The organism is Antarctobacter aquimaris (genome assembly GCF_900184945.1).
Lineage (GTDB): Bacteria > Pseudomonadota > Alphaproteobacteria > Rhodobacterales > Rhodobacteraceae > Maliponia > Maliponia aquimaris.
Genome location: NZ_FXYF01000001.1, coordinates 399,937 through 420,999, shown reverse-complemented (window position 1 = coordinate 420,999; position 21,063 = coordinate 399,937). Strand labels below are relative to the sequence as shown.

At 68.2% G+C, this 21,063-nt stretch carries 21 protein-coding genes and 1 tRNA gene; 7 read left to right on the top strand and 15 right to left on the bottom strand.

All coding sequences use genetic code 11. The features are described from left to right. Positions 1 to 61: 61 nt before the first annotated feature. Positions 62 to 138 (bottom strand) — tRNA-Pro (locus tag MAA8898_RS01880). Between the two features lie 44 nt (positions 139 to 182). Next, positions 183 to 1,157 (bottom strand): DMT family transporter, encoded by a 975-nt coding sequence (locus MAA8898_RS01875; protein WP_094019255.1) that lies wholly within the window; start codon positions 1,155 to 1,157, stop codon positions 183 to 185. Positions 1,158 to 1,290: 133 nt separating this feature from the next. Here MAA8898_RS01875 and MAA8898_RS01870 point away from each other — a divergent pair, with 133 nt between their 5' ends. After that, complete coding sequence (locus MAA8898_RS01870; RefSeq protein WP_094019254.1) at positions 1,291 to 2,238, top strand: NAD(P)H-binding protein; 948 nt, start codon at positions 1,291 to 1,293, stop codon at positions 2,236 to 2,238. A 36-nt stretch (positions 2,239 to 2,274) separates the two neighbouring features. On the opposite strand, the gene leuB is transcribed toward MAA8898_RS01870, so the two are convergent. Continuing rightward, positions 2,275 to 3,381, bottom strand: a complete 1,107-nt coding sequence (leuB, locus tag MAA8898_RS01865) for a 3-isopropylmalate dehydrogenase (protein ID WP_094019253.1) — start codon at positions 3,379 to 3,381, stop codon at positions 2,275 to 2,277. Positions 3,382 to 3,435: 54 nt separating this feature from the next. Continuing rightward, complete coding sequence (locus tag MAA8898_RS01860) at positions 3,436 to 4,356, bottom strand: LysR family transcriptional regulator (RefSeq protein WP_094019252.1); 921 nt, start codon at positions 4,354 to 4,356, stop codon at positions 3,436 to 3,438. Positions 4,357 to 4,426: 70 nt separating this feature from the next. On the opposite strand from MAA8898_RS01860, the gene MAA8898_RS01855 reads away from it, so the two are divergent. After that, entirely contained in the window at positions 4,427 to 5,374 is a 948-nt protein-coding gene (locus MAA8898_RS01855; protein WP_245853211.1) for a Rossmann-fold NAD(P)-binding domain-containing protein, read from the top strand. On the opposite strand, the gene MAA8898_RS01850 is transcribed toward MAA8898_RS01855, so the two are convergent. The 5 genes from MAA8898_RS01850 to MAA8898_RS01830 all read right to left on the bottom strand — a co-directional run bounded on the left by MAA8898_RS01850 (position 5,310) and on the right by MAA8898_RS01830 (position 10,046). Beyond that, complete coding sequence (locus MAA8898_RS01850; protein ID WP_176445039.1) at positions 5,310 to 6,371, bottom strand: endonuclease/exonuclease/phosphatase family protein; 1,062 nt, start codon at positions 6,369 to 6,371, stop codon at positions 5,310 to 5,312. The two genes, MAA8898_RS01855 and MAA8898_RS01850, sit on opposite strands and share 65 nt — an antisense overlap. Next, the gene (locus MAA8898_RS01845) at positions 6,254 to 7,069 is read right to left on the bottom strand and encodes a hypothetical protein (protein WP_245853210.1); all 816 of its coding nucleotides are present in this window, start codon (positions 7,067 to 7,069) and stop codon (positions 6,254 to 6,256) included. The genes MAA8898_RS01850 and MAA8898_RS01845 overlap by 118 nt, the downstream gene beginning before the upstream one ends. Before the next feature lie 385 nt (positions 7,070 to 7,454). Further along, entirely contained in the window at positions 7,455 to 8,060 is a 606-nt protein-coding gene (gene leuD / locus MAA8898_RS01840) for a 3-isopropylmalate dehydratase small subunit (protein ID WP_094019250.1), read from the bottom strand. 147 nt (positions 8,061 to 8,207) lie between these two features. Continuing rightward, positions 8,208 to 9,005: a DUF1194 domain-containing protein gene (locus tag MAA8898_RS01835; RefSeq protein WP_176445038.1), complete on the bottom strand. Its 798-nt coding sequence runs from the start codon at positions 9,003 to 9,005 to the stop codon at positions 8,208 to 8,210. A gap of 384 nt (positions 9,006 to 9,389) precedes the next feature. Next, the gene (locus MAA8898_RS01830; RefSeq protein ID WP_094019248.1) at positions 9,390 to 10,046 is read right to left on the bottom strand and encodes a thioester domain-containing protein; all 657 of its coding nucleotides are present in this window, start codon (positions 10,044 to 10,046) and stop codon (positions 9,390 to 9,392) included. A gap of 590 nt (positions 10,047 to 10,636) precedes the next feature. Between MAA8898_RS01830 and MAA8898_RS26100 the strand changes: the two genes are divergently transcribed. Next, positions 10,637 to 10,804 (top strand): hypothetical protein, encoded by a 168-nt coding sequence (locus MAA8898_RS26100; RefSeq protein WP_176445037.1) that lies wholly within the window; start codon positions 10,637 to 10,639, stop codon positions 10,802 to 10,804. An 87-nt stretch (positions 10,805 to 10,891) separates the two neighbouring features. Here the strand turns inward: MAA8898_RS26100 and leuC are convergent, their stop codons facing one another. Then, positions 10,892 to 12,310, bottom strand: coding sequence for a 3-isopropylmalate dehydratase large subunit (gene leuC, locus MAA8898_RS01825; RefSeq protein ID WP_094019247.1), 1,419 nt, complete (start codon positions 12,308 to 12,310; stop codon positions 10,892 to 10,894). Between the two features lie 343 nt (positions 12,311 to 12,653). Here leuC and MAA8898_RS27020 point away from each other — a divergent pair, with 343 nt between their 5' ends. After that, complete coding sequence (locus MAA8898_RS27020; protein ID WP_281252785.1) at positions 12,654 to 12,779, top strand: hypothetical protein; 126 nt, start codon at positions 12,654 to 12,656, stop codon at positions 12,777 to 12,779. On the opposite strand, the gene MAA8898_RS01820 is transcribed toward MAA8898_RS27020, so the two are convergent. After that, complete coding sequence (locus tag MAA8898_RS01820; RefSeq protein ID WP_094019246.1) at positions 12,760 to 13,731, bottom strand: PLP-dependent cysteine synthase family protein; 972 nt, start codon at positions 13,729 to 13,731, stop codon at positions 12,760 to 12,762. The genes MAA8898_RS27020 and MAA8898_RS01820 overlap by 20 nt on opposite strands. Positions 13,732 to 13,862: 131 nt before the next feature. Here MAA8898_RS01820 and MAA8898_RS01815 point away from each other — a divergent pair, with 131 nt between their 5' ends. Next, positions 13,863 to 15,215 (top strand): mechanosensitive ion channel family protein, encoded by a 1,353-nt coding sequence (locus tag MAA8898_RS01815; RefSeq protein WP_094019245.1) that lies wholly within the window; start codon positions 13,863 to 13,865, stop codon positions 15,213 to 15,215. Positions 15,216 to 15,244: 29 nt separating this feature from the next. Here the strand turns inward: MAA8898_RS01815 and MAA8898_RS01810 are convergent, their stop codons facing one another. Beyond that, entirely contained in the window at positions 15,245 to 15,553 is a 309-nt protein-coding gene (locus MAA8898_RS01810) for an EthD family reductase (RefSeq protein WP_094019244.1), read from the bottom strand. A gap of 133 nt (positions 15,554 to 15,686) precedes the next feature. On the opposite strand from MAA8898_RS01810, the gene MAA8898_RS01805 reads away from it, so the two are divergent. Beyond that, a complete protein-coding gene (locus MAA8898_RS01805) occupies positions 15,687 to 16,865 on the top strand; it encodes an acetyl-CoA C-acyltransferase family protein (protein ID WP_094019243.1) in 1,179 nt (392 codons plus the stop codon). 196 nt (positions 16,866 to 17,061) lie between these two features. Here MAA8898_RS01805 and tspO read toward each other — a convergent pair whose 3' ends face one another. The 3 genes from tspO to MAA8898_RS01790 are packed head-to-tail and all read right to left on the bottom strand — an operon-like array spanning position 17,062 to position 20,131. Continuing rightward, entirely contained in the window at positions 17,062 to 17,544 is a 483-nt protein-coding gene (gene tspO / locus MAA8898_RS01800) for a tryptophan-rich sensory protein TspO (protein WP_094019242.1), read from the bottom strand. 5 nt (positions 17,545 to 17,549) lie between these two features. After that, a complete protein-coding gene (gene crtB / locus MAA8898_RS01795; protein ID WP_094019241.1) occupies positions 17,550 to 18,587 on the bottom strand; it encodes a 15-cis-phytoene synthase in 1,038 nt (345 codons plus the stop codon). Next, positions 18,584 to 20,131, bottom strand: coding sequence for a phytoene desaturase (locus MAA8898_RS01790; protein WP_094019240.1), 1,548 nt, complete (start codon positions 20,129 to 20,131; stop codon positions 18,584 to 18,586). The genes crtB and MAA8898_RS01790 overlap by 4 nt, the downstream gene beginning before the upstream one ends. A 120-nt stretch (positions 20,132 to 20,251) precedes the next feature. Between MAA8898_RS01790 and crtA the strand changes: the two genes are divergently transcribed. Next, the gene (gene crtA / locus MAA8898_RS01785) at positions 20,252 to 20,965 is read left to right on the top strand and encodes a spheroidene monooxygenase (RefSeq protein WP_370738605.1); all 714 of its coding nucleotides are present in this window, start codon (positions 20,252 to 20,254) and stop codon (positions 20,963 to 20,965) included. The last annotated feature ends 98 nt before the right edge of the window (positions 20,966 to 21,063 follow it).

Below are 21,063 nucleotides of genomic sequence, written 5' to 3'. Positions count from 1 at the left end.
TGAGACGCGCGTTCATGGGACCAGCACACGCCACATCGGGGCTGCAAGATTTTGAGAAAACTGGTCGGAGTGAGAGGATTCGAACCTCCGGCCCCTGCCTCCCGAAGACAGTGCTCTACCAGGCTGAGCTACACTCCGACCGTGGCGGGCGGGATAGCCCAGCCGCCGGTCTTTGGCAAGGCTCAATCGTTGCTGGCGCCGGTGACTTTCGCCTCGTCCCGCGCGTCGCCCCGGAAAAACCGGACGCGCGGGATGATGCCGGTCTCGAACCGGGGCCGCGACCGCAGAACCGGGCTGGTGCTCCGCGACTTGCCGCGCTCGCGCAGCACGATGTACATGCCGCTGCCGATGATGATCGCCGCGCCCGCCACGGTCCAGGCATCGGGGTATTCGTCGAAAAACACCGCCCCGGTGAACACCGCCCAGAGGATCTGCGAATACTGCATCGGCGCGACCACCACCGCCTCACCGGCGCGGTAGGCCTGGATGATCAGCGTCGCCGCGACAAAGGCCATGGCCGACATCAGCGCCAGCGCGCCCAGGTCCACCGCCGGCATCGGCACATAGACAAAGGGCAACAGCGCCCCCATCACCACGAAGTTGGCGAGAATCGGGTACAGCAGCATGACCACGCTGCGCTCTTCGCGTCCGATCTTGCGCGCGATCACCGACACCAGCGAGCTCATCAGCGCCGCGACGACCGCCGCGAGATGGCCCAGGCTGAGGTCGGTCCCGCCGGGGCGCAGCACCACCAGCACGCCGCACAGCCCGACGACCACCGCCGCCCAGCGCCGCGGCCCCACCACCTCGCCCAGCAGCGGAATCGCCAGGATGGTGATCAGCAGCGGCGCGGCAAACAGGATCGCGTAGGTCTGCGCCAGCGGCAGCACGGAAAACGCGTAAAAGGCGGCAAAGCCGGTGATGACCGCCGAAACGGTCCGCACCGCCATCCACCAGGGATGCACCGGGCGCAGGGTGCCGGGCTGTGATTCGCGGATCAGGATCAGGGTCGCCAGCGGAAAGGCGAACAGCCCGCTGAAGAACACGATCTGAACCGGGCTGTAGAACCCGCCCAGGTATTTCACGATGACATCGTGCAGCGCGTAAATGGCGAAGGAGAGAAGCGCCAGAAGGGCGCCTTGGGCATTGGGAGGCATGGGGAACCACGGGGCTGAGTCGAAGCGGCGACGCGTTATCGCTAATCAAGTGGCCGCAGGCGGGAAATGCAAGATGGACGGGACGGACCCGAAGTGTCACTCTTGATTGACACTCACGGTCGCGGGCAACGGTATGACGGTTCTACTGGCAGGGGCAAGCGGCACGATCGGACAGGCCGTGGCGCGGCGGCTATTGGCCGAGGGGCACAGGGTGCTCTGCCCGCTGCGCCCCGGGGCCGCGCCGCCCGTCGCGGGGTGCAAGCCCTTGACCTGCAACCTTTCCGATGCCGACAGCCTGCGCAGCGCCCTGGCCGGAGAGCGTATCGAGACGGTGATATCCTGCATCGCCTCGCGCAGCGGCACGCCCCGCGATGCCTGGGCCGTGGACCATGATGCGCAGGTCAGGCTGCTGGACACCGCGCGCGCGGCCGGCGCACGCCGCTTTGTGCTGCTGTCCGCCATCTGCGTGCAAAAGCCGCGGCTGCCGTTCCAGTTCGCCAAGCTCGCCTTCGAGGCGCGGCTGCGGGACAGCGGGCTGGACTGGAGCATCGTGCGGCCCACCGCCTTTTTCAAATCGCTGTCGGGCCAGGTGGCGCGGGTCCAGGCGGGCAAGCCGTTCCTGCTGTTCGGCGACGGCCTGCAAACGGCGTGCAAGCCGATCTCGGACGCCGACCTGGCGCGCTACATCGTCGGCTGTCTCGACGATCCGGCGCGGCGCAACCGCATCCTGCCGATCGGCGGCCCCGGCCCGGCGATCACCCCGCGCGATCAGGGCGAACGGCTGTTTGCCATGCTGGGCCGTCCGGCCCGTTTCCGGCAGGTGCCCTTTGCGCTGATGGACGGCATCGCCGCCACGCTGGGCGCGCTCGGCCGCGTCAGCCCGCGCCTCGCCGCCAAGGCGGACCTGGCCCGGATCGGCCGCTATTACGCCACCGAATCGATGTTGCACTGGGACGAGGATGCAGGCCGCTACGATGCCGCGGCGACGCCGGAATTCGGCACCGACACGCTGTGGGATCACTACGCGCGGATGATCCGGGGCGAGGTCACGGCGGACCTCGGCGCCCACGCGGTGTTCTGACGGCGCCGGGGCAGGCCACCCCGGCGCCTGTCCGGATTACAGCGACGCGTCCAGCTTGGCGATCACCGCATCGCCCATCTCGCTGGTCGTGACGGGCTGAACGCCCTCCTGGCCCAGCAGATCGGCGGTGCGGATCCCGTCGGCCAGGACCGCGTTGACCGCCTGCTCCAGCCGGTCGGCCTCGGCGCCCGCGTCAAAGCTGTAGCGCAGCGCCATGGCAAAGCTCAGGATGCAGGCGATCGGGTTCGCCTTGCCCTGCCCGGCGATGTCCGGGGCAGAGCCGTGCACCGGCTCGTACAGCGCCTTGGGGCGGCCGTTCTCCATCGGCGCGCCCAGACTGGCCGAGGGCAGCATGCCGAGGCTGCCGGTCAGCATCGCGGCGAGGTCGGACAGCAGGTCGCCGAACAGGTTGTCGGTGACGATCACGTCGAACTGCTTGGGCCAGCGGGTCAGCTGCATCGCGCCGGCGTCGGCGTACATGTGGCTCAGCTCGACATCCGGGTACTCGGCGTCGTGGATTTCCTGCACCACGTCGCGCCACAGCACGCCCGATTCCATCACGTTGGCCTTCTCCATCGAGCAGACCTTGTTGCCGCGTTTGCGCGCCAGTTCAAAGGCCGACCGCGCCACGCGGGCGATCTCGGACTCGGTGTAGCGCTGGGTGTTGATGCCGACCCGCTCGTTGCCCTCGCGGATGATGCCGCGCGGCTCGCCAAAGTAGACGCCCGAGGTCAGCTCGCGGATGATCATGATGTCGAGACCCGCAACGACCTCGGTCTTGAGCGAGGAGAAGTCCGCCAGCGCGTCAAAGCACTGCGCCGGGCGCAGGTTGGCATAGAGGTCCATCTCCTTGCGCAGGCGCAGGAGGCCGCGCTCGGGCTTCACGCTGAAATCCAGCTTGTCGTATTTCGGGCCGCCCACGGCGCCCAGCAGCACGGCGTCCACCGCCTGCGCCCTGGCCATGGTCGCGTCGGTCAGCGGGGTGCCGTGCGCGTCGTAGGCGGCACCGCCCACCAGGTCCTCGGAGACGTCAAAGACCATGCCGCGCTTGGCGCCATACCAGTCGATGACCTTGCGGACCTCGGCCATGACTTCGGGGCCGATGCCGTCGCCGGGCAGGATGAGAAGCGAAGGGTTGGTCATGGGCGGACTCTCCTAAAGGTGACGCAAGGCCCCTAGCGCGCGCGCCCCGGAGCGTCAATATCGACCACTGGTCGGCGAACCCGCCACAAGCCCCGCCAGCCCCGCCGCCAGCGCGTCCCAGACCCGGCGGATGCGCGGTGTGTGGCGCACCGCCTCGTGCGCGGCCAGCCACAGCGGCAGGTCGGGCAGCGGCAGGTCCGGCAGGACACGCTCGACCTGCGGGTCGGCGTCACCCACCGCGCGCTGGCCAAAGCCGATGCCACAGCCGGCGCGGACCAGTTCCCAGTAGACCGCCTGCTGGTCGGTGCGGGTGGCGAACCACTCGCGCTGCGCGGCGATCCCCTTGTCGCGCATGCCGCGCAGGATCTGGTCGGACCGGTCGTAGCCCACCAGGTCGTGCGCGAAAAACTCGTCCAGGGTCGCGGGTGTGCCGCGCCGCGCGATGTAGGTTTTCGCGGCATACAGGCCCAGCGGCAGGTCGCCCAGGTGGCGGCTGACGATGTCCAGCTGTTCGCTTTGGTACATGCGCACGGCGATGTCGGCCTCGCGGTACAGCAGGTTTTCCAGCCGGTCCGTGGGCACCAGGTCGATGTCGATCTCCGGCTCTTCCGCGCGCAGCCGGGCCAGGATCGGCGGCAGGTGGTGGTGGGCGACATAGACGCTGGCGGTGATGCGCACCGGACCGGCCAGCCGCCCGGAGCGTCCCGCGGCCGCAAGGCGCAGCGCCGACAGGCCCTCGGCCATCCGGCGGGCATGCGGCAGCAGCGCCGCCCCCGCCTCGGTCAGCGCCAGCCCGCGCGGCTGGCGCTGGAACAGTTCCAGATCCAGCGCCGCCTCGATCTGCCGGATCTGCCGCCCGGCGGTGGGCTGCGACATGGCCAGCCGCCGCGCCGCCTCGGACAGCGACCCGGTCTCGGCCACCGCCAGGAAGGTCTGCACCAGCGACCAGTCGAGCTTGGATATCCCCTTGTCCATTCACCCATGAATACGTGATCTGCGATTTTTGGCAATTCCGCAAAGCTTGTGAATGGCACAATCTGCGGCCATGCCACATTGCAAGGACATGAACATGACAGGCACGGCACTGATATTGGGCGGACATGGCCGCTTTGGCCGCAACGCGGCCGCGGCGTTCCGCGACGCGGGCTGGCAGGTCCGGCTGCATGACCGCGCCGGCGGCAACCTGGCGGATGCGGCCATGGGGGCCGACATCATCGTCAACGGCTGGAACCCGCCCTATCCCGATTGGGCGGCGCAGGTGCCGGGGCAGACCGCGCAGGTGATCGCGGCAGCGCGCGCCTCGGGGGCGACGGTGATCGTCCCGGGCAACGTCTACGTCTTTGGCGCGGATGCGCCCGAGGGCTTTGGCCCCGACATTCCGCAGCGCGCGGCCAACCCGCTGGGCCGCATCCGCATCGCGATGGAGCGCAGCTACCGCGATGCAGGCGTGCGGGTGATCCTGCTGCGGGCCGGGGATTTCCTCGACACCGAAGCCTCCGGCAACTGGTTCGACCTGCAGATCGCGCCGTCGCTGAAAAAGGGCATCCTGACCTATCCCGGCGACCCGGCGGTGCCGCATGCCTGGGCCTGGCTGCCGGACATGGCGCGCGCCGCCGTCGCGCTGGCGGAACGGCGCCACAGCCTGCCGCCCTATGCCGAGATCAACTTTCCCGGCTACACGCTGACCGGCACGGAACTGGCCGCGCTCTGCGGTCGGGTGCTGGGGTGCGAGGTTCGGGTAAGGCGCATGGCGTGGTGGCCGCTGCATCTGGCCCGGCCGTTCTGGCGCGTGGCGCGGTCCCTGCTGGAAATGCGCTATCTCTGGTCCAAGCCGCACCGCCTGACGCGCGCCAGCCTTGACGCCGTGCTGCCCGGCTTTGTCGACACCGATCCGGCCAAGGCACTTGCCGTCGCCCTGGCCCCGGTGCTCAGCCCGGGCGCAGGTCGACCCAGACCAGCCCATGCCGGCCGGTCTCCGGCGCGGGCGGGATGACACCGGCGCCGATCACCGTCAGCGCACGGTCCGGCAGGACGTAGCTGGTCCGCATCGGCCCGGTGCTGTCCCACTGGACTGTCGCCGCCCCCGGCAAGGGGTCCTGCAATCGCGGATGCGCCAGCACCCGCGCCGCTGCCTCGCGCAGCCCCTCGCCCCGGTCGGGGTCCAGGTTGAGGTTGCCCAGCAGCACCACCGGCCCCTCCGGCACCGCGCCCAGCGCGCCGTCCAGCACATGCGCCCACAGCAGCACCTCGTCGCGGTTGCGCCGCCCGTTGCGGTCCTCCGGCCCGTCGAACACCGGCGGCGTGGCGGCCAGCGTCAGCAGGGTCAGCGGCGCATCCGGCGCCTGCACCGTCACCGCCCAATGCGCTGCGGACGACAGCCGCTGCACGGCCAGCGCCGGATCGTCCGGAGCGATGGCGCTGTCCGGCGCGTCCTTCCACAGCAGCGCGCTGTGATCGGCCTCAAGGTGCAGCGGATAGCGCGACAGCACCACCAGCCCGCCCTGCCCCGAGAACCAGCCAAAGCCCTGCGCATCGCGCGGGCCGCCGCGCCGGCCGTCGCCGTCGATGTCCAGCCCTGTGGGCATCCCGGTGTTGGGCCGCGCGGCCAGGACATGCGGATACTCCAGCCCCTGCCCCGCCAGCAACGCGCGCAGCTTGTCCACGGCGACGAGCCCGGCATCATAGTCGAAATCCGTCAGCAGCAGCACGTCGGGCCCCGCCGACAGGATCGGCGCCAGGTCGGGCGGTGCCTTGTCGAGATCGGCCAGCAGCAGCCCCGGCCCCTTGCGGCTGAAATCGCCGTGCCAGGTGGCGATTCGCAGCGGGTCTGCAGAGGCGGCGAAGGCGACCAGCAGGTAGCTGGCCAGCAGGATCAGACGGCCTGCAAGTCGGCCTGCGCGTAGGCGCGCCGACGCTTTTCCTCGATCAGCACGGCGATCCTCATCAGCGCGATCCCCCGCATGAACAAGCTCGCCGGCAGAAAGGCCCATATGCTCAACATCCAGATCGTCGTCTGCGGGTCGGCCCGCGACACCAGCGTCGCATCGACCGAGGCCGCGCTCAGCGCCGCCGGGATCAAGAATGGCAGAAGGAATCCTAAGGCGAGGTTAACCTGGCTGTCGCGCCGCAGCCGCAGCAGGATGTCGCCGCCGGCGGTGGGGTCGTAGAGCGGCAGGTTGATCCAGAAATTGAACGCCCCCGCGTTGAGCGGCCAGTCGAAGAAGCGGACCGCCAGCGCGAAGATCAGAATCGTGCCCACCGAAACCGCATTTGCCATCCCGGCCAGCGGGCGGACCTGATCGGCCATGTCGGGCGCCGTCAGGACGACCAGGTGGACCGGCGAGAACGGGAAATCCAGCGCGCGGCCGATCAGCGCCGCGACGCCGGTCAGCGCCTCGGTCAGGGGGGTGGGCAGGCTCTCGCCCCGGCACATCAGCGTCAGCAGCAGCACCGTCGCCGCGATCGAGACAAAGCGGATGCGGTTGTACGGCGGCGCGGCGCGGAACTCGATCAGCGAGGGTGAGGGCGAGACATATTCGACAAGGGTCAGGACGGCCCCGACAAGGGCGGCCAGCAGGATCACCTGGGTGGTTTCGATCCGCGTGCCGGGCAACAGCAGCGCCGGTGTCACCACCAGCACAGCCACAAGGAACGCCCGCGCGGAGGCGGCCACCATTCGCGTGATCACGGTTCTGCCCTTTCGATCCGGACGGCCGCGATACGATGCCGCGCCCTTGTTCCATCCCGAGCCCGCGCATTGTGGCGGGGTGCCTCAATCTTGCCCAAGTTTTGCCCCTTTTCCGCGAAGCGCTCAACCATCCTTCGGAGGCTGGCGCAGGTTCATGGCGCTTTCGCGGTGCCAGTGGTGCGGGAATGCATCAATTCCCGGGCATAAATTGGGCGCCTGAGGAACAGGGCGCAATATATTGAGGATAATGGAATTTCAGACACAAGAGCCTGCCTGCCCCCGGCAGGGAAGTTCATCTCTCGTCAATCTGTATGGCGTTGACGCCTGCGCAAATGACAAGGCCCCCGCCCTTTCGGGACAGGGGCCTTTCGCATTCGCAGCGCGATCAGACCCAGGGACGGGCCTGCGCGGCCTTTGCCTCGTAGGCGTCGATGGCGGGCGCCTTTTCCATCGACAGGCCGATGTCGTCCAGCCCGTTGATCAGGCAATGCTTCTTGAACGGGTCGACCTCGAAGGCAAAGCTTTCGCCGTCCGAACTGGTGACGGTCTGCGCCTCCAGGTCGACGATCATCCGCGCGTTCGACCCCTTTTCGGCGTCCTTCATCAGCACCTCGACCGCCTCTTGCGGCAGCACGATCGGCAGGATGCCGTTCTTGAAGCAGTTGTTGTAGAAGATGTCGGCAAAGCTGGTCGAGATGACCGACTTGATGCCGAAATCCTTCAGCGCCCAGGGCGCGTGTTCCCGCGACGATCCGCAGCCAAAGTTGTCGCCGGCGACGATGATCTCGGCGTCGCGGTACTGCGGCTTGTTCAGCACGAAATCGGGGATCTCGTTGCCCTCGCGGTCATAGCGCATCTCGTCGAACAGGTTCACCCCCAGGCCCGATCGCTTGATCGTCTTCAGGAACTGCTTGGGGATGATCATGTCGGTGTCGATGTTGACCAGCGGCATGGGCGCCGCGATCCCGGTCAGGGTGGTAAACTTGTCCATGGCGTAGTCCTCTCCGGCAATCGCTGCAGGCCGAAGCCTGACCTTCGGCTAACAGGTCTTAGCGATTTTGGCGCCATGTGCAATGTCGTGCCGCAAAAGAACGGGCCCCTCTCGGGGCCCGCGTGTCATGACTTGGTCCTGCGCGACTCAGGCTGCCTTGCGGCGTTTTCCCGCCGCGGCCAGCGCACCCAGTGCCCCCAGCAACAGGAAGGCCGCACCCGGCAGCGGGATCGGCGGCGGATCGATCTCGCGCAGCAGCTTGGCGTTGATCGCGGCGGCGAAACCGGTGAAGTCTTCCTCGAAGTCGGCAAAGGCCCCCGGTCCGCCGATCATGTTGGTCTGTGCGTAGGGCACGGCCTGGATGATGTCGGCGGGATCGTTGCCAAAGAAGTTCCGGTCATCCAGCAACAGCGCGTTGATCGTGTCGATCTCACCCGCCAGCACGGTGTCGCGGGCCTGCTGCAAGGGCGCGCAGACCGGCTGGTTGAAACTGCACCCTGACACGTCCTGCGCGCCTTCGGTCACGATGTCGATGACGTTGCGCGTGCCTTCGTACCCGTTGCCGATAAAGAACCCCTCAGCGGCCAGCAGGGCGACCGAGGTGTTGTCGCTGCTCCCCACCGCTGGCCGGATTGCGTTTTCCACCGCAACGGCAAAGGCTTCGGCCGTGGCGCTGTCGCTGATCAGGGTCCAGGGGATCGACTGGACGATACTGTCGGCAAAGAAGGCGACCGAAACCGCGATCTGGCCGATGGCGCCGTTCTGGATCTTCTGCAGGACCGCGGCATCGCGGAAGGCCGCGGCGATGCCCTGGAGCTGGAAGTTGAAGTCGGCCGCCGTGATGCTGCCCGAGACGTCGTTCATGAGAAGCAGTTCAAGATCGACGGTGACAGCGTTCGAGGGTGTCGCGGTGGCAAGCACCCCCGAGAGCGCAAGAGCGCTCAAACTTAGCTTGTTGCAAGGCATGGTCAGCACCCACTGAAAATGGTTTCAATACTCACTGAAAACAGGTCACCAATTACACAAGTGTACCATTTAGACGCTTTCGGACCTCCTCTGGAGGCACGCCCTGAATAGTCGGGCGACTCGCCGATACACTTAATAGTTAATACCACACCCGATTGTGATTTGCTATCGGCGCCTATCGGCACGGGCTTTTTTGAAACAACCTGTGAACATTCCGTCGCCGGGTGCGATCCGGGCGCCACCGGCACGTCGGCGGCACCCCTGTGTCTGTCGGTCGGGGCCCGGTCCCCGGCGACCCGGCCCGCGTGGGTCCGCAGGGCGGTGCCGGAGCCCATTGCGCACGGGGTTGGCTGGAAAAGTCGGTCAGGACCGCTTGCGCCGCCGTGCCATTGCCGCACCGGCGCCCAGCGCCGACAGCAACAGCAGTCCGGCCGCCGGAACGGGGACCGGGGACATCGTCACCAGCGACTGGCTGCGCGGATTGCCGGTCGCCTCGTAAAAGGTCAGGTCATAGGCCTTGGGGCCGGTATAGCCTTGGGCGTTCGCCAGGAAGGTGGCCGCAAAGGCGTTGACGCTGGCGTCGTCCGAATGCGCCTGAAAGGCACCCGCCGTCAGGTCCCAGTCGGTGTCATAGATCACGTTCCAGAGGGCGATCTGCAAGGCGGCGCTTTCCGCCGCGGTGTCGACGGCGGCATAGTTCGCGTCAAAGATCGACTGCACGCGGGCCACCGATGTCCCGAGGGGATTAAAGGACCACGGCGTGTCCGTCTCGACGTAGTCCGCACTCGACAGCAGCTGCTTGGTGATGTCCAGGCAATAGGCGACGAACTGGCGCGCCGAGTCCGACATCAGAAAGCCGCCGGCCAGCGCCGGGTTGAACCGGGGCGTCACGGGCGAGGCGTCAAAGTGAACGGTGCGAAACCCGTGGGCGGTGCCATCGTAGGTCAGCGTCGCGGCGTGCGACGCCCCGCCGAACAGGGAAAACCCACAAAATGCTGCCAAGGCAAAATACTTTTTCATACGACCCCACCGAAAACGCTGACCACGATACATCAAGGAAATCTACAGGGCGGGCGCAGTCAGTCAACAACAGCGGCGAAAATATGGCCGAAAACGCGTGGAGAAAACGGTTTGGCACGCAGATTGAAACAATGGCGCCCGCCAAGGTTGTGACCCGCGGCATATCAAACAATTCATCCGTTTAATTCAATATTTCCCGGCCCGGCCGGTGTGAAACGAACCGGTTTGGCTGCGAATCGATTCGGCCCCTTGTGACGGCTTCGTTCCCGCCGGTCGGGCAGCCTGGCCCCCTCGCGCAGCGGGCGTCCCCAGCGCCTGCCCCGCAGTTGACGGGGCCGGACCGCCGCAGCAGGACGCGAGAGCCTGTCATTTCTCGGCGAAACCGGGCGGCGAAACGCACCAGGCAATTCACCAAATACGAGTTTTCACGTTAATTGGCTCTACCTTTTCGGGAATCGCTCCCAAGCCCTACGGTCGCCAGAGCCGCCAATGCGGCGGCCAACCGGCTTTTTTGGGAATTCAAAATGCAGGTCCTATTTGCATCCGCCATTCCTGCCCTGACTGCCACCTCTGCATTTGCCGGCGGCCACATGGCTGCCAGCACCTTCCAGAACACTTGCTCGAACATCACCTTGGGATACGGGGCGGACGGCGGCACCATGATCTCGGCGACCTGCCTGAAGGCCGACGGAATGCCCAACGCCACCAGCATCGCCGTGCCCGCCATCGGCAGCACCGACGGCACGCTGAGCAACTGATCCGACGCGTCGCCTGATCCGCCACGCGCTGCCGGGCGCGTGGATGGGCGCGCGGCGAAAACCGCCGCCGCGCGCCCGCGTCAGCCCTCAGGCCATCTCGTTCATCATCTCGCGCACATCCGTCAGACGCCCGGTCACCGCCGCCGCCGCCGCCATCGCGGGCGACATCAGGTGGGTCCGCCCGCCGCGGCCCTGTCGGCCCTCGAAGTTGCGGTTCGACGTGGCGGCGCAGCGTTCGCCCGGCGACAGTTGGTCGGGGTTCATGGCCAGGCACATCGAGCAACCCGCAAGCCGCCATTCGAACCCGGCCGCCTTGAAGATGTCGGCCAGCCCCTCTTCCTCGGCCTGCGCGCGGACCAGGCCGGAGCCCGGCACCACCATGGCGCGGATGCCTTCCTTGACCTTGCGGCCCTTCAGGATCTCGGCCGCGGCGCGCAGGTCCTCGATCCGGCCGTTGGTGCACGACCCGATAAAGACGGTGTCGATGGCGATGTCCGACAGCTTCTGCCCCGGGGTCAGGCCCATGTAGTCCAGCGAGCGCCGGGCCGCCTCGACCTTGCCGCCCTTGAAGTCCTCGGGCGCGGGCACGGTGCCGGTGATCGGCAGCACGTCCTCGGGCGAGGTGCCCCAGGTCACGACAGGGGCGATGTCCTCGCCCTTGAGCGTGACGACCTTGTCCCAATGCGCGTCGGCGTCGGAAAACAGCGTCTTCCACCAGGTCAGCGCGGCTTCCCACTGGGCGCCCTTGGGCGCGTGCGGGCGGCCCTTGACGTATTCATAGGTCTTTTCGTCCGGCGCGATCAGCCCGGCGCGCGCGCCGCCTTCGATCGCCATGTTGCAGACGGTCATGCGGCCTTCCATCGACAACTCGCGGATCGCCTCGCCGCAATACTCGATGACATAGCCGGTGCCGCCCGCCGTGCCGGTCGCGCCGATGACGGACAGGGTGATGTCCTTGGCGGTCACACCGGGGCGCAGCTTGCCGGTGATCTCGACCTTCATGTTCCTGGACTTCTTCTGGATCAGCGTCTGGGTGGCCAGCACATGCTCGACCTCCGAGGTGCCGATGCCATGCGCCAGCGCGCCGAATGCGCCGTGCGTCGCGGTGTGGCTGTCACCGCAGACCACCGTCATGCCCGGCAGGGTCCAGCCCTGCTCGGGCCCGACGATATGCACGATGCCCTGGCGGATGTCCGACACCGGGTAATAGTGGATGCCGAAATCCTTGGCGTTCTTGTCCAGCGCGGCCACCTGGATGCGGCTTTCCTCGGGCATCTGGTCGGGGTTCTCGCGGCCCGGCGTGGTGGGCACGTTGTGGTCCGGCACGGCGATGGTCTTGTCCGGCGCGCGCACGGCGCGGCCGGCCATGCGCAGCCCTTCAAAGGCCTGCGGGCTGGTCACCTCGTGCACCAGGTGACGGTCGATATACAGCAGGCAGGTGCCGTCGGCGTCTTCGTGGACGACATGGGCATCCCAGATCTTGTCATAGAGGGTCTTGGGGGACATCGGTCCTCTCCCGTTTGTTTGGCGAAGGAATGGCAGGCGCGGCAACAGGGCGCGCGCCTATAGCCGGGCCAGCACCGTGTGCGTGGCGCCGTGGAAACGTTCGCGCAGGCGGGCGCGGTCGGTCCGGTCGACGTGCGGTTTCATGACCCGCGCTGATACAGCCTCGGGCAGATTCCCGCAAGACCGCCGCGCGGCCGGACAAACTGACGCGCCCACTTGTCCCGGCGGCCTCGCGGGGTCATCTGCACGCCTCTGCCCGGTGTCCCGACGAACCCCGGGCAGGGGCAAAGTGATCCGGGGGCAGCCGCCGCCGCGTATCAAGGGAAACGGAACAGGAAGTGTCATGCGCAGTCTGCTGAACGTGGTCAACATCGCCCTGATCGTGGTGCTCATCGCCGCGGCGATCAGCGTGCAGGCCCGCGTCGACGCCTCGGGCACGCTCCAGCCGTTCAGCGCACTGGTGCAGTGACCGGCGGCCAGAGGTCGGTCGACAGGTACTTCAGCCCGCTATCGCACAGCACGATGGCCACCGTCCGGCCCCGCTCCGCCCCCTGCGACAGCTGCACCGCCGCCGCCAGGTTCGCCCCCGCCGAATAGCCCGCGAACAGCCCTTCGTGCCGCGCCAGCAGCCGCGCGTGATCGCGCGCCGCCGTGCCGCTGACCGCAAGGTAGCCCGCCAAGGGCACATCCCGCAGGTGGGTCAGCGCCGCCATGGCATAGCCGCCGCCCTGGATCGGATGGTCCGGGCGGGCCATGTCGCCGCCCGCCAGCGCCTCGGCCCCTTCCGGCTCGACCGCGTAGCAGGCCACGCCGCGGGGCGAAAGGAACCGCGCCGCCCCGGCCAGCGTCCCGCCCGAGCCGACGAAATCGGCAAACACCTCGACGCTGCCGCCCGACTGGTCCCAGATCTCCGGCCCGGTCCCGGTCTCATGCGCCGCCGGGTTGCCCGGATGGGCGAATTGGTCGGCACGAAAGGCCCCGCGTGCGGCGGTCAGCCGCTGCGCCTCGGCCTCGACCAGCGCCAGGTCCGCGCCCGACACCTGCCCCGGCACGCCGCCCGGCGCCTGGTCCACCAGCACCACCTCCGCGCCCAGCGCCACCATCATCCGCGCCCGCTCGACCGAGTTGCCCCGGCTCATCACCGCGATGAAGGGATGGCCCAGAATGCCGCAGACAATCGCCAGCCCGGTGCCCATGTTGCCCGAGGTCAGTTCGACCACCGGCTGACCCGGCGCCAGGCTGCCATCGGCGCGCGCCGCCTCGACGATGGCGCGCGCGGCGCGGTCCTTCTTGGAGAACCCCGGCAGCAGGTAATCCAGCTTGGCCAGGATGCGCCCCTCCAGCCCCAGCGCCGCGGTGATGCGGGACAGGTCGATCAGGGGCGTGTTTCCGATGGCGTCGATGGCAGAGGGCAGGATCATGGCGCAACGCTGCGGCCGCCGCCCCGCGCTGTCAAGCGGCCCCCGCAACGCAACGATCCCGGAGGCTTGCGCGGCGACGGCATTGCAATAGACTGGGCCGTCACGATGGACGCAAGCCCGGGAAAGGCGCGATGGACCCACAGGAGACGCTGCCGCTGGACCCCGAGGCGCTGATCGGCATCTGGCAATTCCTGCTCGCCGAAGGCCAGCTTCTGTGGCGCGCGGCGCTGCGGCCCTGGACCACCTACCAGATCGGCATCATCATCGGCCTGTTCCTGCTGGCCTGGGGCCTGCGCAGCGTGATCCGGCCGCGCTATTCCGAATGGCTGCGCACGCGCGAAAACTGGCCGAAATGGCGGCTCCGCTTCGGGGTGATCGTGCTGCGCCGGATGCGGATGATCCTGTTTGTCGCGATGATCTGGGTCGTCTACCTGGTGATGAACGAGATGACCTTTACCTACCGCAGCCTGCTGCTGCGGGTGGTGGCCAACCTCTCGGCCGCCTGGCTGTTCATCGCCTTCGCCACGCGGCTGATCGCCAACCCGGCGCTGGGCGTCGTGGTGCGCTACGGCGCCTGGACCTGGGCGACGCTGTCGATCCTCGGCTGGACCGACGAGACCGAAAGCACGCTCGACTCGATGGCGCTGACCATGGGCGACACCCGCCTGTCGCTCTGGCTGATCATCAAGGCGGTGGTGATCATGACGGTGATGCTGGCGCTGGCGCGGCTCACCGCGGGGGCCTCGGCGGCCTCGATCCGGCGCAACAAGGACATCAGCCCCTCGATGAAGGTGCTGGCGGTCAAGGTGCTGCAGGTGGTGCTGTTCGGCACCGCCTTCTTCCTTGCGCTGAAATCGGTCGGCGTGGACCTGACCGGCCTCGCCGTGCTGTCCGGCGCCATCGGCGTCGGCCTCGGCTTCGGCCTGCAAAAGGTGGTGTCGAACCTGGTGTCCGGCATCATCATCCTGCTCGACAAGTCGATCAAGCCGGGCGACGTCATCAGCCTGGGCGACACCTTCGGCTGGATCGAGGCGCTGGGCGCGCGCTATGTCAGCGTGGTCACCCGCGACGGCAAGGAATTCCTGATCCCGAACGAGGACCTGATCACCGGGCAGGTGGTGAACTGGTCGCATTCCAACGAATTCGTGCGGCTCGACATCCACTTTGGCACCTCCTACCACGACGATCCGCACACCGTGCGCCGGATCGCCATCGCCGCCGCACGGGGCGTCGACCGCGTGCTCGGCTTCAAGCCGCCGGTCTGCCACATCACCGGCTTTGGCGATTCATCGGTGGACTACGTGCTGCGCTTCTGGATCAAGGACCCCACCGGCGGCCTGACCAACATCCGCGGCGACGTGTTCCTGGCGCTGTGGGACGCGTTCAAGGAAAACGGCATCTCGATCCCCTTCCCGCAGCGCGAGGTGCGCCTGCTCAAGAACGAAACCACGCCACAGGCAGAGGTCCTGCCGGGCGCCGACTGACACGGCCGGCGCCCGGCGCGGTCACAGCCTCAGCCGATCACATCGCCGATCAGCATCTGCGGCTTGCAGTTGGTAAAGTTGGGGATGTCCTCCAGCAGCGGCCCGGCCTTGCCCATCGCCTCCTGGCGCGCGTCGGCATCGGGGAACACCAGCGTCGCGACGGCATGGAACCCGGGCGGCGTGTCCGGCCCCCCGGCCACCCCCCTGGTCACCACGGTATGCTCCAGCAGCTCGCCCCAGGTCTCGCCGACCATGGCAAGGTGGGTGTTCACGTAATAGTCATAGTCGAAATGGGTGCCCTCGGCGTTGGGATACAGCACTTGCAGACTTGCGGACATCTTGGTTCCTCCCTGATGAGACTCGGCTTTACCACAAACGGGGTGTCGTTTGGTCTCAATTTGCAAACCCAGCTTCGCGGCTGACAAAGTGATGCTGCACGTGCATAGTCCGCCGCAACCATAGGAGGGGACCATGAGCGAAGATATCGTCATCCTGAGCGGCGCACGCACCGCCATCGGCACTTTCGGCGGCAGCCTGGCAGGCACCCCGCCGATCGACCTCGGCACCGTCGCCGCCAAGGCCGCGCTGGAACGTGCCGGCGTCGAAGGCGCACAGATCGGCCAGGTGGTCTTTGGCCACGTCATCAACACCGAACCGCGCGACATGTACCTCAGCCGCGTCGCGGCGATGCAGGCCGGCATCCCGGACACCACGCCGGCGATGAACGTCAACCGGCTCTGCGGCTCCGGCGCGCAGGCAGTCATCTCCGCCGTGCAGTCGCTGATGCTGGGCGACGCCGATTTCGCGCTGGCCGGCGGGGCCGAGGGCATGTCCCGCTCGCCTTTCGCGATCACCGATCAGCGCTGGGGCGCCAAGATGGGCGACATCAAGACGCTCGACATGATGGTCGGCGCGCTCAGCTGCCCCTTCGGCACCGGCCACATGGGCGTGACGGCCGAGAACGTCGCCGCCGAACATGACATCAGCCGCGAGGCACAGGATGCCTTCGCGCTGGAAAGCCAGCAACGCGCCGCCAAGGCCATCGCCGAAGGCCGCTTTGCCGAACAGATCGTGCCGGTCCAGGTCCGCGTGAAACGCGACATGGTCGACTTCGCCACCGACGAACACCCCAAGGCGACGACGATGGAGGCCCTCGGCGGCCTGCGCGCCGTGTTCAAGAAGGACGGAACGGTCACCGCGGGCAACGCCTCGGGCATCAACGACGGCGCGGCCGCCGTGGTGCTGGCGCGCGCCGGTGCCGCCGAAAAGGCCGGGCTGAAACCCCGCGCCCGGGTGCTGGGCTACGCCCTCGCCGGCGTCCGCCCCGAGGTCATGGGCATCGGCCCGGTCCCCGCGGTCGAGGCGCTGCTGAAGCGCACCGGCCTGTCCGCCTCCGACTTCGACGTGATCGAATCGAACGAGGCCTTTGCCGCCCAGGCCCTGGCGGTGAACAAGGGGCTCGGCCTCGACCCGGCCAAGGTCAACCCGAACGGCGGCGCCATCGCCCTGGGCCACCCGGTCGGCGCCACCGGCGCGATCCTCGTGGTCAAGGCGCTCTACGAGCTCGAGCGGATCGGCGGCTCCAAGGCGCTGATCACCATGTGCATCGGCGGCGGCCAGGGCATTGCGCTGGCGATCGAACGGGTCTGACACCAGCGCTCAAATCCGGCCCGCCGCACCCCGTGGCGGGCCTTTTTTTTCGAGTATTTTGACCAAGAAGAAACCCTGCGCGCGCGTGTTGCTTCTTCTTGGTCTAAATACTCAATCCGCACCCGGCCAGACTCATGCGGCCGGGGTAAAGCGCTGCGCATTCACAGGCGTAGGGCGGGGGTCACCCCGCCGCCCCTCACTTCTCGACCGGCGGAGGGTTCTTCGCGATCTCGGGGTTCAGCCGCCAGACCGACAGGTTCAGCGCGCCCGCAACCGAGACCCAGGCCAGGTAGGGCACAAACAGCAGGCCGGCGATCCAGTCGACCGCCCACAGCGCCACGCAGGTCGCCGCGACTGACAGCCAGAGCCCGCAGAGCACGACAAAGCCCGTCCTGATCCGCCGCAGGCCAAAGAACACCGGCGTCCACAGCCCGTTCAGCGCGATCTGCAAGGCCCAGAGCGCCAGCGGCAGACCGGCCTCGGGCGTCATGGCAACGCGCGCGCCCGCCCCGGCCATGCACAGGTACAGGGTGCTCCAGGCCACCGGGAACAGCCAGTTGGGCGGCGTCCAGGATGGCTTGGACAGCGTGCGATACCACGCGCCGGGCGGGAACAGCCCGCCGGTCATGCCCGCGGCCGCGCAGGCGGCCAGAAAGATCGCGAAATACAGCCAGAACATGACGGTCACGTAGACCGCCGCGCCGGGTCGATCAAGGCGGCACGCCGCATCCTGTCCCGTTCGGCGAGTTGCGCAAAGGTCGACAGCAGCCGGTCGGACCAGTCGGCCTGGAGCCGGGGCCGGGCGGCGGCCTCCACCAGAAAGGCGGTTTCCGGCAGCGGCGCCGCGTAATAGAGCGGCGAGCGCGGCAGCACCAGCGTCGCCGAGGTCCGCGCCAATGCCAGGCCCAGGCGCGTCAGTTTTTGCCCCCGGCTGGTCCGCGCCCGCCGGGTGACCGAATCGTAGCCCTGCCGCCGCAACTGCGTGCCGATGGCGGCATAGATGTAACGCGCGGCAAAGATGCCGGGCCGGGCGGCGGCGGGCAGCGCCTGCACCCCCGCCTCGGACCTTGCATACAAGACCTCGGCCTCGCGGATCAGCGCGCGCACCATGCGCGTGACACTGGCGTCCGGCTTTGGATCGCTGAGAAATGCCTCCGGCTCCATCCCGAGCGAATCCAGCCAGTCCAGCGGCAGGTAAAGCCGCCCTTCGCGCGCGTCCTCGCCCAGGTCGCGGGCGATGTTGGTCAGCTGCATCGCCACGCCCAGGTCGCAGGCCCGCGCCAGCGCCTGCGGATCGCGCACCCGCATCAGCACGCACATCATTGCGCCCACCGCGCTGGCCACCCGGGCCGCGTAGCCGTGCAGCTCCTGCATCGTGCGATAGCGCCGCCCCTCGGCATCCCAGGCGAGCCCTTCCAGCAGCGCCTCGGGCAGGGCGCGGGGCATCTCGAAGGTCTCGACCACGGCGGCAAAGGCGCGGTCGCAGGGCGTGTTGCGCGGCCGCCCGGCATAGACCAGGTCCAGCCGATCGCGCAGCCGCAGTACCGCCGCCGCCTTTTCCTGCGTCAGGTCCACCGCGTCATCCGCCACCCGGCAAAACGCATACAGCACCAGCGCCGGATCGCGCACCCGCGCCGGCAGCAGCCTGGACGCCGCGTGAAAGCTGAGCGAGCCATGCCGGATCGCCTCGCGGCAATGCGCCATGTCGGACGCGGCGATCATCGCACCACCGCCGCGTCGGGCACCAGCTGCGCCAGCACCTCGGCGCTGGAGATCACGCCGGGCAGCCCCGCGCCGGGATGTGTGCCCGCACCGACCAGGTACAGCCCCCTGGCCTCTTCGCTGACGTTGTGCGGCCGGAACCAGGCGCTTTGCAGGATGCGCGGCTCGATCGAGAATCCGCTGCCCAGCGGCGACAGATACCGGTCGCGGAAGGTCTCCGGCGTGAACACCTCGGACGCGGTCAGATGTCCGCCAAGGCCGGGCAGCAGCCGCTCCTCCAGCACCTTTTGCACCTTTTGCCGGTAGCGTTCGCCCTCCTGCGCCCAGTCGACGCCGTTGTCATGGCCCAGGTGCGGCACCGGCGACAGCGCATAGAAGGTGTCCCCGCCGCGCGGCGCAACCCCCGGATCGGTGACCGAGGGGCGGTGGACATAGAGGCTCATGTCCTCGGACAGCTTGCCCTTGATGAAAATGTCGTCGACCAGCCCCTTGTAGCGCGGGCCGTTCAGGATGGTGTGGTGGCCCACGTCGCGCCACATCTCGCGCGTGCCCCGCGTGCCGAAGTACCAGACGAACAGCCCCATCGACCAGCGCGTGCGGTCCAGCCGCGCGGGCGTCCAGCGCCGCCGGGGCGTGTTGCGCAGCAGGCGCGTGTAGGTGTGGCCCGCGTCCGCGTTCGACACCACCAGGTCGGCCTGGACCACCTCGCCGCCGGTCAGCCGCACGCCGTGGCAGCGGTTGTCCCTGACCAGGATCTCGTCGACCTCGGTCTCCATCCGCAGCACGCCGCCCTGCGACTGGATCACCTTGGCCATGGCCTCGGCGATCGCCGCGACTCCGCCGATGGCGTAATGCACGCCGAACGCCTTTTCCAGGTGGCTGACCAGGATGTACATCGAGGTCACGCGGAACGGATCGCCGCCGATGAACAGCGGGTGAAAGGAAAACGCCATGCGCAGCCGTTCGTCGCGGAACCGCCGCGCCGCATGGCCATAGACGGACCGGTCCGCCCGCAGCAGGCCAAAGCGCGGCAGCACCTTGATCAGCTCCCAGAGCTGGTGCATCGACCGCCGCCCCAGGTCCTCGAAGCCGAATTCGTAGCGCGCCTCGGCGTCGCGCAGGAAGTCGTCATAGCCCGCCACGTCGCGCGGCGACAGGCGGGCGATCTCGGCCCGCATCCGCGCGGTATCGCCCGACGCCTCAAAGCGCGACCCATCCGGCCAGCGGATCTCGTAGAAGGGGTCCATCGGGCGCAGGTCAACTTCCGCGTCGAACTCCCGCCCGCAGGCGCGCCAGAGTTCGCGGAACACCTGCGGCACGGTGACGATGGTGGGACCGAGGTCGAATCGGTGGCCGTCCCTCCACAGGGCCGAGCCGCGCCCGCCGGGCACGTCCAGCCGGTCCACCAGCGTGACGCGATAGCCCTTGGCGCCAAGGCGCATCGCCGCGGCCAGCCCGCCGAGTCCTGCACCGATCACCACGGCATGAGGCGCGGTCATCCGCGCGGCGAGAGTCGGGAGGGTGGGATCGACGCGTGTCATCATGGCTTGAGGCTACACATGTCAGGTAAAGTTGACAATCTGTATGATAGCCCCTTTTCACATTGCACCCAGAATGTCAGACTAGGTTGACACATCCTGCGGGGAGTCGCCCTGGTGCAATGCGTGACGCTCAGTCTGTTCCGGTTTCGCGGGCCTGTTGCCCGCCTCTGGGCCTTTGCCATGATGGGCGGGGCGCGGCTGATACTGCCGCGCGTGCGCGACCTCGGCTTCTGGAAGCTGTGCGGCTCCGGCACCGGGCACGGCTTTACCCCCCGGCTGAACCCGGACGTCTACGCGATCCTCTGCACCTGGCCCGACCGCGCCACCGCCGAGGCGCGGCTGGCGCAGGAACGCCTCTTTGCCCTGTACCGCGCCCGCGCGGTCGAAAGCTGGACGCTGTTCCTCGCCCCGGTCACGGCGCGCGGGGCCTGGTCCGGCGTCGCCCCCTTTGCCCCAGAGGGCGAGATGCCGCGCGGCGCGCTGGCCGCGCTGACCCGCGCCACCCTGCGGCCGCGCATCCTGCCGCGCTTCTGGGGCCGGGTGCCCGACATCCAGGACGTGATCGGCGACGATCCCAACGTGCTGTTCAAGATCGGACTGGGCGAAGTGCCGCTGCTGCACCAGGTCACCTTTTCGATCTGGCCCGACACCGCCAGCATGGCCGCCTTCGCCCGCGCCGACGGCCCGCACGCCCGCGCCATCCGCGCCGTGCGCGATGAAAACTGGTTCCGGGAAGAGCTCTACGCGCGGTTCCGCATCCTGGGCGAACGCGGCACATGGGGCGGCACCAGCCCGCTGGCCGCGCAGGACCGACAGACAGAAAGGGCGTCCGCATGAACAAGGCCTGTCCCAAGCCCGCAAGGGCAGACCACAAAGCCGCCAACACCGCCCCCGCCAGCAAGGCCTTTCCCTTCTCCGCCATCGTCGGCCAGCAG